General features: G+C 63.3%; 13 protein-coding genes and 1 pseudogene. 4 read left to right on the top strand and 10 right to left on the bottom strand.

Annotated elements, in window-relative coordinates; translation table 11 throughout:
- Nucleotides 1-143: 143 nt before the first annotated feature.
- Complete coding sequence (locus ACREE8_RS18470) at nt 144-623, top strand: GNAT family N-acetyltransferase (RefSeq protein WP_431574474.1); 480 nt, start codon at nt 144-146, stop codon at nt 621-623.
- A 14-nt stretch (nt 624-637) separates the two neighbouring features.
- On the opposite strand, the gene ACREE8_RS18475 is transcribed toward ACREE8_RS18470, so the two are convergent.
- The 6 genes from ACREE8_RS18475 to ACREE8_RS18500 form a co-directional block, all read right to left on the bottom strand.
- Nucleotides 638-994: a cupin domain-containing protein gene (locus ACREE8_RS18475; protein ID WP_431574475.1), complete on the bottom strand. Its 357-nt coding sequence runs from the start codon at nt 992-994 to the stop codon at nt 638-640.
- A gap of 43 nt (nt 995-1,037) precedes the next feature.
- Nucleotides 1,038-2,696 (bottom strand): gamma-glutamyltransferase family protein, encoded by a 1,659-nt coding sequence (locus ACREE8_RS18480; protein ID WP_431574476.1) that lies wholly within the window; start codon nt 2,694-2,696, stop codon nt 1,038-1,040.
- Entirely contained in the window at nt 2,693-3,442 is a 750-nt protein-coding gene (locus ACREE8_RS18485) for an amino acid ABC transporter ATP-binding protein (RefSeq protein WP_431574477.1), read from the bottom strand. The genes ACREE8_RS18480 and ACREE8_RS18485 overlap by 4 nt, the downstream gene beginning before the upstream one ends.
- A gap of 62 nt (nt 3,443-3,504) precedes the next feature.
- Nucleotides 3,505-4,278: an amino acid ABC transporter permease gene (locus ACREE8_RS18490; RefSeq protein ID WP_431574478.1), complete on the bottom strand. Its 774-nt coding sequence runs from the start codon at nt 4,276-4,278 to the stop codon at nt 3,505-3,507.
- A 16-nt stretch (nt 4,279-4,294) separates the two neighbouring features.
- Nucleotides 4,295-5,125 (bottom strand): ABC transporter substrate-binding protein, encoded by an 831-nt coding sequence (locus tag ACREE8_RS18495; protein ID WP_431574479.1) that lies wholly within the window; start codon nt 5,123-5,125, stop codon nt 4,295-4,297.
- An 82-nt stretch (nt 5,126-5,207) separates the two neighbouring features.
- A complete protein-coding gene (locus ACREE8_RS18500; RefSeq protein ID WP_431574480.1) occupies nt 5,208-5,480 on the bottom strand; it encodes a cupin domain-containing protein in 273 nt (90 codons plus the stop codon).
- Nucleotides 5,481-5,684: 204 nt separating this feature from the next.
- Here ACREE8_RS18500 and gcvA point away from each other — a divergent pair, with 204 nt between their 5' ends.
- On the top strand, nt 5,685-6,632 hold the full coding sequence (gcvA, locus tag ACREE8_RS18505; protein WP_431574481.1) for a transcriptional regulator GcvA: 948 nt from the start codon (nt 5,685-5,687) through the stop codon (nt 6,630-6,632).
- A gap of 13 nt (nt 6,633-6,645) precedes the next feature.
- On the opposite strand, the gene phhA is transcribed toward gcvA, so the two are convergent.
- Genes phhA through hppD form a run of 3 tightly spaced genes read right to left on the bottom strand, consistent with a single transcriptional unit; the run spans nt 6,646 to nt 9,253 of the window.
- Nucleotides 6,646-7,494 (bottom strand): phenylalanine 4-monooxygenase, encoded by an 849-nt coding sequence (gene phhA, locus ACREE8_RS18510; RefSeq protein WP_431574482.1) that lies wholly within the window; start codon nt 7,492-7,494, stop codon nt 6,646-6,648.
- A gap of 2 nt (nt 7,495-7,496) precedes the next feature.
- Nucleotides 7,497-8,180: a maleylacetoacetate isomerase gene (gene maiA, locus ACREE8_RS18515; protein ID WP_431574483.1), complete on the bottom strand. Its 684-nt coding sequence runs from the start codon at nt 8,178-8,180 to the stop codon at nt 7,497-7,499.
- Nucleotides 8,181-8,194: 14 nt separating this feature from the next.
- On the bottom strand, nt 8,195-9,253 hold the full coding sequence (hppD, locus tag ACREE8_RS18520; RefSeq protein ID WP_431574484.1) for a 4-hydroxyphenylpyruvate dioxygenase: 1,059 nt from the start codon (nt 9,251-9,253) through the stop codon (nt 8,195-8,197).
- 145 nt (nt 9,254-9,398) lie between these two features.
- Here hppD and ACREE8_RS18525 point away from each other — a divergent pair, with 145 nt between their 5' ends.
- Entirely contained in the window at nt 9,399-9,884 is a 486-nt protein-coding gene (locus ACREE8_RS18525) for a MarR family winged helix-turn-helix transcriptional regulator (protein WP_431574485.1), read from the top strand.
- A 235-nt stretch (nt 9,885-10,119) separates the two neighbouring features.
- Here ACREE8_RS18525 and ACREE8_RS18530 read toward each other — a convergent pair whose 3' ends face one another.
- Nucleotides 10,120-11,889 (bottom strand): adenylate/guanylate cyclase domain-containing protein, encoded by a 1,770-nt coding sequence (locus ACREE8_RS18530; protein ID WP_431574486.1) that lies wholly within the window; start codon nt 11,887-11,889, stop codon nt 10,120-10,122.
- Between the two features lie 224 nt (nt 11,890-12,113).
- On the opposite strand from ACREE8_RS18530, the pseudogene ACREE8_RS18535 reads away from it, so the two are divergent.
- Nucleotides 12,114-12,314, top strand: a pseudogene (locus ACREE8_RS18535) (transposase); the annotation flags it as partial.
- Nucleotides 12,315-12,320 lie beyond the last annotated feature (6 nt).

Here is a 12,320-nt window from a genome sequence, read left to right on the forward strand (position 1 = left end):
CCCCCTACCCCCTCCCGCAAGGGGAGGGGGCGTGAATGTTTCTCGATGCCCTTGCTCGTCGATCTCGTCACCAAAGCAAAGCGAGATATGAAAGTGAGTTCGCCACCTCCCCCTGCGGGAGGGGGTAGGGGGAGGGGTGCCACGTGAGTAGCTCACGACAATCTTCATCTGAAATCCTCCGCCTCGCGACGCCCGCCGACGCGGCCGCCATCCGCGACCTGACGCGCGCCGCTTATGCGAAATGGATTCCGGTGATCGGGCGCGAGCCGTTGCCGATGACGGTGGATTACGACCGCGCCGTCCGCGACCATCGGTTCGATCTGCTCTTCGCCGGCGACCGGCTTGCCGCGCTGGTCGAGACCGTCGACCAGGGCGATGCCTGGCTGATCGAGAACCTCGCTGTGCATCCGGATTTCCAGGGACGCGGCTATGGCAAGCGAATGCTGGCCCATGCCGAGACGGAAGCTGCGGAATCCTCGAACATCGTCGAGATGCGGCTCTACACCAACAAGCTCTTCGCCGAGAACATCCGCTTCTATCTGGCCCAGAGCTACACAGTCGAGCGCGAGGAGCCGTTCAAGGGCGGCTTCATCACCCATATGAGCAAGCGCATCGGGCTTTAGACGCGACCGAACTCTCACTCGACGGCGATAAAAACCTTCGCCGCCGTCTCGAGCGTGACCCAATCGCCGACGAAGCCTTTGGGTATGATGAAACTGTCGCCGGGTCCGAACTCGCACTGCCGGCCATCGCTGTCGACGACCGCCACCCGCCCCGCCTTGATCACGCAGACTTCGGTGTAGGGCCAGGGTTCGATCCGGACGCGGCCGGGCTCGCCGGTCCAATAACCGACCGTCACCTGACTCGATCTCGTTCTGAGCGAGTGGAATTCCTGCTCGGTCCACGAGACCGAGAGAATCTGATAGCTGTCGAGTGGCGGCACGAAGGCCGAACGCCCTTCCGCGCCGATCGGAATGATGGACGAGATGTTCACGCAGTCCTCCGTGAAATCGACTCTGAAGAAGGAACGGACGCCGTCACCAGCCGGCGACCTGGCCGTCCGAGCGCGGATCGGAGGCGCCAACCAGGGCGCCCACTGGCTCGACCGCGATAACCTGGGCATGCCCCATGATCTCCTCCGCCGGCCCCAGCACCGAGACGTCGTGCCCCCGCCGGCGTAGCCCGTCGATCAGGGCACCATCGACGCCCTCCTCGGTCAGCAGTTGGGAGACTGATGGCGTCGATCGATCCAGATACCAGCGTGGGCGCGATACCGCCTGCTGCGGATCCAGCCCCTGCTGGGCCATGCCATACAGGAGCTGGAGTTGCGTCTGCACCTGCCCGTCCCCGCCCATACAGCCCAGGACATATCTCAGGCGGCCGCTCTCGCAGGCGATCGTCGGGGTCAGGGTGTGAGGCGGGTGCAAGCCGGGTCCGAGTTCGCCGACATGCCCGGGCTGGAGGCGGAAGGCGGCCCCACGATTTTGCAGGGTGAAGCCGCCTGACGGCACCGGAATGCCGGTCCCGAAATCGAAGAAGACACTCTGGATCAGCGAGACAGCGAGACCATTGCTGTCGACCACGGCCAGATGAGCCGTATCTCCACGGCCCTTGGTCGGCCCGCCATCGCCTGTTCGCGCGCCGGCCCGGGCTGGATCGATGGTCGCGACGATCAGATCGAGATGAACATCGCCATAGAGGGATTCGGCGCCGATCGACATCCGGCTGCGATCACCCACAAAGCGATCGCGATCTTCCAGCGCCGCCGCCAGCGCCTCGATCATGAGGTGGGTCACCTGCTCGCTGTCCGGATCACAGGTGCGCGCCAGGAACTGGAAGAGGCCCAGCGCTTCGAGCAAGGCCACGCCCTGGGTCGATGGCGGGCTCGTATAGAGCGTCAACCCGCCCCATCGTGATTTGAGCGGACGCAGCCATTCGGCACGGTGCCGCGCCAGATCGTCCTGCGACAGCGGGCTGCCGGCGTCGCGCGCCGCCGCGACGATATCCCTTGCCAGGCTTCCCTCGTAAAACTCCCGGCCTTCACTGCGTCCGATCTGGCGCAATGCTTGCGCCAGATGCGGCTGCTGCAGGCGATCATAGATCGCCGGCACAGCGCCGCCGGACGACCAGAGTCCCGTTGCCCGCCGTGCCTCCAGCGCCGCCCAGGCGGCACGGAAACTCGCATGGAGGTGACGGCTGACGAAGAAGCCGCGCTCCGCCAAGCGAGCCGCGGGCTCCAACAACTCTTCGAGACCTCGGGTGCCGTCGCGTTCCAGCGCCCGGACCCAGCCATCGATGGCACCCGGCACCGTCACGGCTTCGGCCGAACGGGCCGGGATGCTCGTCAATCCGCGCCCGCGAAGCGCCTCCGCGTCGGCTGCCATCGGGGAGCGGCCCGACGCATCCAACACGGCCACCTCGCCGTCCGGCCTGCGGATGATCCAGATCGCGTCGCCTCCCGGCGAACATTGCATCGGCACGGTCGCCATCAAGCCAGCGCTCGCGGCGACCGCGGCATCGACGGCATTGCCGCCGGATCGCAGGACCTCCATGCCAATCGCCGTCGCCAGGTGGTGCGGCGTGGAGATCATCGCCCTTTCGGCGATCACGGGGCGCGCCGCATAGAGCCGCGGATGGCGCTCATAATCGCCAAGCCAGGGCCAGCCGCGATCTGTGGGAACAACCGGGCCGGTCATAGAATCGACGCCAGGAAGGCTCGGGTTCGTTCGCTCTTCGGGGCGACGAAGAAGTCCTGTGCCGGCGCCATTTCAACGATCAGGCCCTGATCCATCATGACAACGCGGTCGGCGACCTCGCGCGCAAACCGCATCTCATGCGTGACCACGATCATCGTCATGCCGCCCTGCGCCAGGGCTCGCATGACCTCGAGCACCTCGTCCACCGTTTCGGGATCGAGCGCACTGGTCGGCTCGTCGAACAGCATGACGGCGGGCTTCATCGCGAGCGCCCGTGCGATGGCCACGCGTTGCTGCTGCCCGCCCGACAGATGGGCGGGGTAGGAGCCGAATTTGTCGGAAAGCCCCACTTTCGCCAGCAACGCCGCCGCCTCTGTCCGGATCTCCTTCGCCGGCCGGCGTTGAACTCGCAAGGGGCCGATCATGACATTCTCTAGCGCCGTCAAATGCGGAAACAGATTGAAGCGCTGGAACACCATGCCGATATGCTCGCGATGACGGGCCACCTGACGTTCGCCTTCGACGATCAGCCGCCTACCGCGCTCCTGATAGCCGATCAACTCGCCGTCGACATAGATCCGGCCGCGATCGATCGTTTCCAGGCGATTGATACAGCGCACCAGCGTGGTCTTGCCGGAACCGGAAGGGCCGACCAGGACGACTACCTCGCCGCGCGACACCTCCAGCGACACTCCCTTGAGGATCGGGAGAGTGCCGAAAGATTTGTACACATCGATCAGTTGCACCAGCGTGGGTCCTGCCGCGGGCGCAAGGTTCGTTTCTTTTCCAGCGGCAACGGTTGTCATGATCAGACCCGCCGCGACAGAAGCGATCGGTTGGCAGGAACCGTCGCCGCGGTTCGTTCATGGCGGCTCAGTCGGATCTCGAGGAATCGCTGGCCGATGCTCAGCACGGTTGTCAGCGCCAGATACCAGATCGCTGCGATCAGGAAAAGCTCGAAGGTGCGAAAGGTCGCCGAGTTGATGTTCTGAACCGTCCCGAACAGCTCTCGCACCCCGATCACGCTCAGCAGGGAGGTCCCCTTGATCATCAGCGTAAATTCATTGCCGAGAGGCGGAAGGATGATCCGCGCGGCCTGGGGCAGGATGACCCAGCGCAACGCCCCCCAGGGTCGCATGCCGATCGCGCGGGCGGCGTCGGTCTGGCCGCGGTCGATCGCCTGGATCGCGGCGCGAAAGATCTCGCCCATATAGGCGGCCTCGTTCAGCGTCAGCGTGATCAAGGCTGCCTGCAGGGCGCCGGGAACGACCAGGGGACCGATGACAAGGTCGGGGTAGCGGTAGATTCCGGCCGCGGCCACGCCCGTATAGACGATCAGGAGCTGCACCAGGACGGGGGTACCGCGCCACGCCCAGGAATAGAGCGCGGCCCCCAGCCTGATGACGGTGATCTTCGACAATCGGGCGAGGCCTACCAGGAGTCCCAGCATCACCCCGGCGATCTGCGCCAGCAGCGATACCTCGATCGTCACCCAGAGGCCTTCCCAGATCGACTTCGGCGGGGTCAGCAGATAGCGCAGAAAGAAGTCCAGATCGAAATTGATCCCACCGATATGCAGCATGGAGTTCCTCTTCGGCTCACGGCTTGTAGGCCATCGCGTCGAACTTCCATGCTTTCACGATCTTGTCGTATTCGCCACTGGCCTGGATCGCCTTGAAGGCTGCCGCGAGGGCGGCATGCAGGTCGGAATCCTTCTTCAACGTGCCGACGCCGGTATAGAAGGCGCTGGTCTGCGGGCTCGCCAGTTTGACCTGACCGGCATTCTGGCTGTTGAAATAGGCCTCCTGGACGGTCGAACCGTAGTAGATATCGACCAAACCGGTCGTGAGCTGCTGGAACGCGTCGCTGGCCTTGGGCAGGGCTACGATCTTGATCGGCGCCTTGCCCGAAGCCGCCAGCTTGGTGTTCGCATCGACCAGATCCTGTTCCAGCGTGGAACCGGATTCCACCGCCACCGCCTTGCCGGATATATCGGTCAGTGCATCGAACTTGAGCGGGCTGTCCGCCTTGACGATGACGGCGTTGCCCACATAGGCATAATTCACGAAATCCAGGACTTCGCGGCGCGCCGGCTTGTCGAACAGGCCCGACAGGATCGCATCGCACTGCCCCGCCTGCAGCGCCGGAATGAGGCCGTCGAACGCGATGTTCTTGTGCTCGGACTTGATGCCCATCTCGGCGGCCAGCGCCTTTCCGATATCGATATCGAATCCTGCCGGTTCATTGGTCTGCGGATCGAAATACTCGAAGGGCGGAAAGGAGACATCCGTGCAGAACACGATCTTGCCGTTCTTGGCGATGCGCTCCGGCGCCGGCGTGCCCGCCTGTACCGGCAGGGTCAGGAGCGAGATGACAGCGGCTGCGGCGATGGCCGCGATGGCTGTCCGATGGATCCGTTTGGTCTTCATGGTTGCCTCCCCAGAATGATCGATATCGTTGAACAGTGTTTTTCAATCTCGACGCGGGCAAGCCGCGACGCCTCCGGTTTTGTCACGCACCCTCCACGGCCACATAGACGATGGCGAAATCATCCGATTGCGCCCAAAGACCGCTGAAGCCGCGCGGCAGTGCCAGGCATTCTCCCGTTCCGAAAGTCTCGCTCCGACCGGTGCAATCGGTGATCCGGACGGTTCCGCTGACGACGAAACACACCTCCTCCGCTGGGTTGTCCTGGATCTCGATGGTCCCGGCATTGCAAGCCCAGACACCTGACCTGACCTTTCCGCTCTGATCCTTGTAGTAATCGCGACTCTGCGGCGTCATGCCTTGCGACTTCGGTATACGGGTCGGCCGCCAACCGGTATCGGCCAGAACCGGCCTGGCGCCCGGCGGTGAACCAATGCGGCGAAAGCTGCCTATTGCGTTAGTCATCGCGCTGCCCTTCTCTTATCCTTCAGTAGAGGAGGCCCCTCCCGGGGCGCAAATTAGTTTCCGTCCGAGGCAACCTTTAGCTGGGCTAAATCAGTCATGTGCAGAAGAACTCTTCCTCTGAATGCATTGCGGGCATTCGAAGCAGCAGCCCGTCACCGGAGCCTGTCAAAGGCCGCGGAGGAGCTCTCCGTCACCCCGGCCGCCATTCATCACCAAGTGAAGGCGCTGGAAGTTCTCCTCGGCGTGCCGCTGTTCGGGCGTTCCGGCAACAGCCTGAAACTGACGGGGGCGGCCGAGGCCTCGCTGCCGACACTGGAAGGTGCATTCGACCTCCTCGCTCTCGCGATAGAGAAGATGCGCCAGCACACCAGTGGGGGCGTTCTGTCGCTGGCCGTCTGCCCGTCCTTCGCGATGAAATGGCTGGTTCCGCGGCTGCAGCGCTTTCGCAACGACTTTACCGGCATCGAACTCCGGATCTCGACCACGACCGACTTTCCGGACCTAGCCAGCACCGAGGTCGATGTCGTCGTCGCCTATGGCCCCGAGGAGCGCTTCCGCTATCCGGGCGTGGTCGCCGAGCGTCTTCTGGGCGACGAAGTCTTCCCCGTTTGCAGCCCGAAATATGTCAAGCAGAACGACCTGGCGAGCCCCGAAGCCCTCGCCGGCACGGTTCTGTTGCATGACGATCAGGCGCTTGCCGAACAAGGCATCGACTGGAACTCATGGTTCGTCGCTGCGGGCGTGCAGAGCCTGATCGATGCGCAAAGCATCAGGTTTGATTCGATCGGATTGGCGATCAATGCCGCGATCGCCGGCCAAGGTGTCGCCTTGGCGCGCTCAAGCCTGATCGCCGACGATCTGGCCTCGGGTCAGCTTGTTCCGCTCTTCAATCAGCGGTTGACTGTCAATGGCGGCTATTTCGTCGCCCATCTTGAAAGCATCGCCGACCAGCCCAAGGTCGCCGCCTTCCGGGAATGGCTGTTCGCCGAAGCAAGCCTCGAGCGCGCCGCGATCGGACCGATCAAGGCCTTCGCCGCGGCGTGAGAAGTCGCAGACCCTATCCCGCCTTCGCCGCTTTACTGCGCGCATAGGCTTGCGTGCCGCGGTGGTGGACCTTGTCGGTCGGCAGCAGGGCCCCGGGCAGGATGTCCGGCACCCCTTTCATCCGCGCATAGATCGGCGCGAAGTCCTGCTGGGTGGCGTCGAACAGCTCCTGGAAGCTGTCGATGACCATATAGGTCTGCTGGAAATCGTCGATCCGGTAGTCGGTGCGCATGGCGCGCTCGAGATCGAAATGGATCCGGTTGGGGGAATCGGATTCGAGCGCATAGAGGCTCTCGCCCTTCGAGGACACGATTCCCGAGCCATAGATGCGCAAGCCCTCGGCACCGCGGATCAGGCCGAACTCGACCGTGGCCCAATAGAGCCGGCCCAGCTGTGTGAGCATGCCGAAGCCCATAGCGCGCAAGCCGCCGGCGCCGAAGGCCTGCATATAGTCGGCGAAGATCGGGTGCGCCAGCATCGGCACATGACCGAACACGTCATGGAAGATGTCCGGTTCCTCGATGTAATCGAGCTGATCGGCCTTCCGGATGAACTGTCCCGCCGGGAAACGGCGGTTCGCGAGATGCTCGAAGAAGATCCCGTCGGGCACCAGGCCCGGCACGCAGACCACCTGCCAGCCCGTGAGCTTCATCAGCTTCTCGTTCAACCGGTCGACATCGGGGATCTTCTCTTCGCCCAGCGGCAGCGCCGCCATGCCCGCGAGGAATTCGGGCGCCGCGCGGCCGACAAGAAGCTTCGCCTGCTGGCGATAGAGCGCCCGCCAGACGCCATGTTCTTGCGCCGTATAGGCGTTCCAGCTCTGGTCGATGGTGAAGTCGGGCCGGTGCGGGACCTCGAGCATGTTCAGTTCCTCAATTCGGGCGGCGTGTCGGGCTGCGCCTCCGGCCGTGCGGCCTGGAAGGCCGGATGCTCGCGGGCTGTCGCATCGATGCGCAGGATCGTGGGATAGGGATCGAGCGGCAGCGCCACGCGGCGCGCGTTATAGACCTGCGGCACGAGGCAGAGATCGGCGAGCCCCGGATGGTCGCCATGGCAGAACCGCCCGGTCCAGGGGCTCGAGGACAGCTCCTCCTCGATCGCGGCGAAACCCAACCGGGTCCAATGCTGCGACCAGCGCTGGCACACGACTTCGTCCTGGTCGAGCGGATCGGCCAGATAATGCGTCACGCGCAGATTGTTGATCGGATGGATGTCGCAGGCGATCATGAGTGCCAAGGCACGCACCCGCGCGCGCTCGAGCGGCGCCTTCGGCAGCAGCGCCGGCTCTGGATAGGTCTCCTCGAGATATTCGACGATGGCGAGCGATTGCGTCAGGATCTGGCCTTCGGTCACGAGGGTCGGCACCAGCGCCTGAGGGTTGATCTCCTGATATTCCGGGGTCCATTGATCGCCGAGGCGCAGATTGATCGGCCGGTCTCCATGGGCCAGGCCCTTCAACGCCAGCGCGATGCGCACCCGGTAGGCGGCCGAGGAGCGAAAATAACCATAGAGCTTCATCGCTGCCTGGGTCATTGCGGACTGGGTCATCGGCCGGGCCTCCTTCAGGCCCTGAGCACGCCGCGGCGGATCTGGTCGAGCTCGATCGATTCGAAGAGGGCGCGGAAATTGCCTTCGCCGAAGCCCTCATTGCCCTTGCGCTGGATGATCTCGAAGAAGATCGGGCCGATCACCGTCTTGGTGAAGATCTGCAGCAGCAGGCCCTGGCCTTCCGTCGGCGCACCATCGATGAGAATCCGCCGGCGCTTCAAAGCCTCGACATCCTCGCCATGGCCGGGAACGCGCTTGTCGAGCGCCTCGTAATAGGTGTCGGGCGTGTCCTGGAGCGCCACGCCATTGGCGATGAGCCGGTCGACCGTCTTCTGGATATCGCCGCTGCCGAGCGCGATATGCTGGATACCTTCGCCCTTATAGTCGTGGAGATATTCCTCGATCTGGGATTTGTCGTCGCGCGATTCGTTGATCGGGATGCGGATCTTGCCGCAGGGGCTGGTCATGGCGCGGCTGACGAGGCCGGTCAGCTTGCCCTCGATGTCGAAATAGCGGATCTCGCGGAAATTGAAGAGCCGCTCATAGAAGCCGGCCCATTTGTCCATATGGCCGCGATGCACATTGTGGGTCAGATGATCGATATAGACGAGCCCCGCATCGGGGCCCGGCGGTGTGGGCGCCGTCGGATTGAAATCCACGTCATAGATGGTGCGGTCGCCATAGCGGTCGACCAGATAGATATGGCTGCCGCCGATGCCCTCGATCCCGGGAATGTTGAGCTCCATGGGACCCGCGCTCGAAACGACCGGCGTGGCGCCGAGCGAGACCGCGCGCTTGAGGGCGGCGCCTGCGTCCTTCACCCGGAAAGCCATGGCGCAGACGCAAGGTCCGTGGGCACGCGCAAAGCCCTGGGCGAAGCTGTCGGCCTCGGCATTGATGATGAAGTTGACGTCGCCCTGGCGATGCAGGGTGACGTCCTTGCTGCGATGGCGCGCGACCCGCTTGAAGCCCATCTGCTCGAACAGGGCGCGGAGCTTCGCCGGCTCCGGCGCCGCATATTCGACGAACTCGAAGCCGTCGGTGCCCATCGGATTGTCGTGAAGCTCGGCCAAGGCGGATCTCCCGGTTGGCTTGCCCTCGCCCGTCACGGTCCGGGACGGGAATCGGGGCTTTCTGTCAGGATGCTTGAATCCATGATAGTTTCAGTTGAAACTAATTTCAACCTTTATGGACAGGGTGGAATCCCAGGGGAATCGCATGACCGACGAGAACAGCCAGGGCGGGGTGGGCCCGATCCTCAAACTGGAAAGCTTCCTGCCCTACCGCCTGTCCGTCCTTTCCAACCGGGTCAGCGCGGCGATCGCGCAGGATTACGCCGAGCGGTTCGACATGACGGTCCCCGAATGGCGCACCATGGCGGCCCTGGGCGAGCATCCGGGATTGTCGGCAGCCGAGGTCGCGAGCTTCACCGAGATGGACAAGGTCGCCGTCAGCCGCACCGTCGCCCGGATGCTGGAGGCCGGTCGCCTGACGCGGACGACCGCGTCCAACGACCGCCGACGCTCGATCCTGAAGCTCTCCGCAGCAGGGCAACGCATCTATCGCCAGATCGTTCCGGTCGCCCGCGCGCATGAGGCCAATCTCGTGGCCGCCCTCGGCGCCGAGGAACGCCGCCAGCTCGATAGGCTCCTCGACAAACTCTTCGCCGCGGCGACCGCGGATCTGAAGCGGGGGAAGAGGTAGTGCAGAAATCACGCCCCTCCCTTGCGGGAGGGGTAGGGAGAGGGGCGCCCCACTGATCTGAAACGGAGTGCGTGTCATCCCCCTTCCTAGGGAGTGAACTCATAAACGCGGCGGTGTGACGGCTTTCCAGTTTCCGCTCTTGAATCGTAAACGGCCGTCAGACGCGGCGGTCAGCTCTTCCGGGATGTGCCAGAACCAGACTAACGGCGAGCGCTAGATTCCGGGCAATCGATCGTCACTCCGGTAGCCCTGACTTGCGCCATCCTTCCACAAAGGCTGTGAGGCAATCCGGCTTTTTCACGACTATTTGGTAGTACGCTCGCAGGTTGGACACGCTGGCATCTGGATTGACAGCGACAAGCCGCTCGACCCACTTCCGCCCTTCGTCCAAATGCCCGAGCAATCCGCAACATGCGATCTTCATACGAAGCACGTGCGGATGATTCGGTGCTTCATGCAGAGCTTTATCACACCAGCTCGAAGCTTCCTCGTAGCGTCCGACCATGAAGTGCGCGTTACTGAAGCCCCACCATGTGATGTAGGCCAGTGGGTCGAGCGGACTTAACTGAGCGGAGCGCTCTAAATGGGCAATTGCGGTATCGGTCTCGCCGCGATATGCGCGTACGCTGCCGCTTGCCATCCACGCATTAGCCGAATTCGGGTTCAGCGCGAGCGATCTCTCGATCAATGGTAGCCCGAATGCGGAATCGCCATGCATGTTTGAAAGTACCAGTCCAGACATCCAAAGCGCTTCTGGGTCCTCCTGCCCCCGTTCGGCAGCCAGCCGGGCCATACGCACTCCCTCCGCTACTAAGGGGTCCGACATGGAGAGCCAGCCATGAAGCCTCTGGCGGTGAATGCAATAAGCCGCGAGCGCATAAGCAGAGGCATAGTGCTGGTCGATTGCGATCGCGCGATCGAGAAGTCGTAGAGCGTCTCTGCCGTTTTCCAAATTTCGGGTGTTATGAAGGGCAAGGGCACGCAAGAAGAGGTCGTAGGCATCCATGCTTTCGGTCGGTTTTCCGCGGGCACGCTCCATCTCAGCGTGCCGGAGCTTCGGCTCGATGGCGCCAACGACACTCGCGGTGATCCGGTCTTGAAGATCGAAGATGTCTTGCAGCATGCCGTCGAAGCGATCAGTCCAGAGATGGGCGCCACTCGCGGCATCAACGAGCTGGCTGGAAATTCGGATGCGGTCAGCGGCCTTGCGCACGCTGCCTTCGAGCACGTAGCGGACGCCGAGCTCACGCCCGATTTGCCGAACGTCGACGGCTTTCCGCTTGTAGGTGAAGCTGGAGTTGCGGGCGATGACGAACAGCCAGCGCATGCGTGACAGCGCCGTGATGATCTCCTCCACTACGCCGTCGGCGAAATACTCCTGCTCCGGATCGCCGCTCAGATTCTGGAAGGGAAGCACGGCGATCGAGGGGGTTGGTGCCACAGCTCGCGGTCGAGCGGCTGGATAGGCGTCGTTGCTGCCGGACGCAACCCGGTACACCCGAACGGGTTCGGTGATGTTCTTCAGGCTTCGCTCACCGAGATTCTCGAACTGGAGGGCCACCTTGGTTCGAACGTGACTGAAAACGGTCTCGGAAAGCCAGATGCTTGCCGGCTCAGCCAGTGCCTCAAGGCGAGCCGCCACATTGACCCCGTCGCCATAGAGATCGCCACCCTCGACCATCACGTCGCCGAGATTAATGCCGATACGCAACACAATTCGCTGCTCGTCAGGCAGTTCGCCGTTCGCCGCAGCCATGCCTTGCTGCAGCTCGACCGCGCACTGAACGGCATTGACCGCACTGGCGAATTCAACCAGCACGCCATCGCCAGTGGCCTTGAACATCCGGCCCTGATGCTTGGCAACCAAGGGCTTCAGCACATCCGTCCGCCGGGCCTTGAGCGCAGCGAGCGTGCCGTCTTCGTCGCGCTCCATAAGCCGGCTGTAGCCGACCACGTCAGCGGCCAGGATCGCAGCAAGACGGCGCTTGGGCGGTTCTACGGTCATGCCGGGCACCTGCTCTTAGAAGGTGCGGTGGCTCAACTCTATGCGCGCCAGATTGGGGAGTCTATCGGCCCCGACTTCCGGAATGGGTCATAAGCGGCGGTCAATCCGAATCCGTATCATGTCCGGTTAGTGTGGATGTCCAGAAGTCCGGTGTTTGTGTTGATGGTAAAGGGATAAACGTGATTCAAGCTCCGAAACCGAGGCGTCGATTCATGCGTTTTTAGCTCAGCGGCCGTGAGTGGGGAGTACTCAAGCCGATGCTCCCGAACAAACCACGCGGCCTGCCCTGTGTGGATGACCGGCGCATCCTTAACGGCATCTTCTGGGGCCCGCGGTCGGGCGCACCTTGGCGCGATCTACCCGAGAGCTATGGGCCTCCTACGACTTGCTACAACCGCTTCGTCCGCTGGCGGCGGGCAGGCGTCTCCGCG

It is taken from the genome of Hypericibacter sp. (genome assembly GCF_050729195.1).
GTDB lineage: Bacteria > Pseudomonadota > Alphaproteobacteria > Dongiales > Dongiaceae > Hypericibacter.

Bases quoted from the DNA above. Each gene is read 5' to 3' on its own strand.
- ACREE8_RS18480 (WP_431574476.1), bottom strand. From the start codon at position 2,696: ATGACCGGCCCGGTTGTTCCCACAGATCGCGGCTGGCCCTGGCTTGGC.
- ACREE8_RS18490 (WP_431574478.1), bottom strand. From the start codon at position 4,278: ATGCTGCATATCGGTGGGATCAATTTCGATCTGGACTTCTTTCTGCGC.
- ACREE8_RS18495 (WP_431574479.1), bottom strand. From the start codon at position 5,125: ATGAAGACCAAACGGATCCATCGGACAGCCATCGCGGCCATCGCCGCA.
- ACREE8_RS18500 (WP_431574480.1), bottom strand. From the start codon at position 5,480: ATGACGCCGCAGAGTCGCGATTACTACAAGGATCAGAGCGGAAAGGTC.
- gcvA (WP_431574481.1), top strand. From the start codon at position 5,685: ATGTGCAGAAGAACTCTTCCTCTGAATGCATTGCGGGCATTCGAAGCA.
- phhA (WP_431574482.1), bottom strand. From the start codon at position 7,494: ATGCTCGAGGTCCCGCACCGGCCCGACTTCACCATCGACCAGAGCTGG.
- maiA (WP_431574483.1), bottom strand. From the start codon at position 8,180: ATGACCCAGTCCGCAATGACCCAGGCAGCGATGAAGCTCTATGGTTAT.
- ACREE8_RS18525 (WP_431574485.1), top strand. From the start codon at position 9,399: ATGACCGACGAGAACAGCCAGGGCGGGGTGGGCCCGATCCTCAAACTG.
- ACREE8_RS18530 (WP_431574486.1), bottom strand. From the start codon at position 11,889: ATGACCGTAGAACCGCCCAAGCGCCGTCTTGCTGCGATCCTGGCCGCT.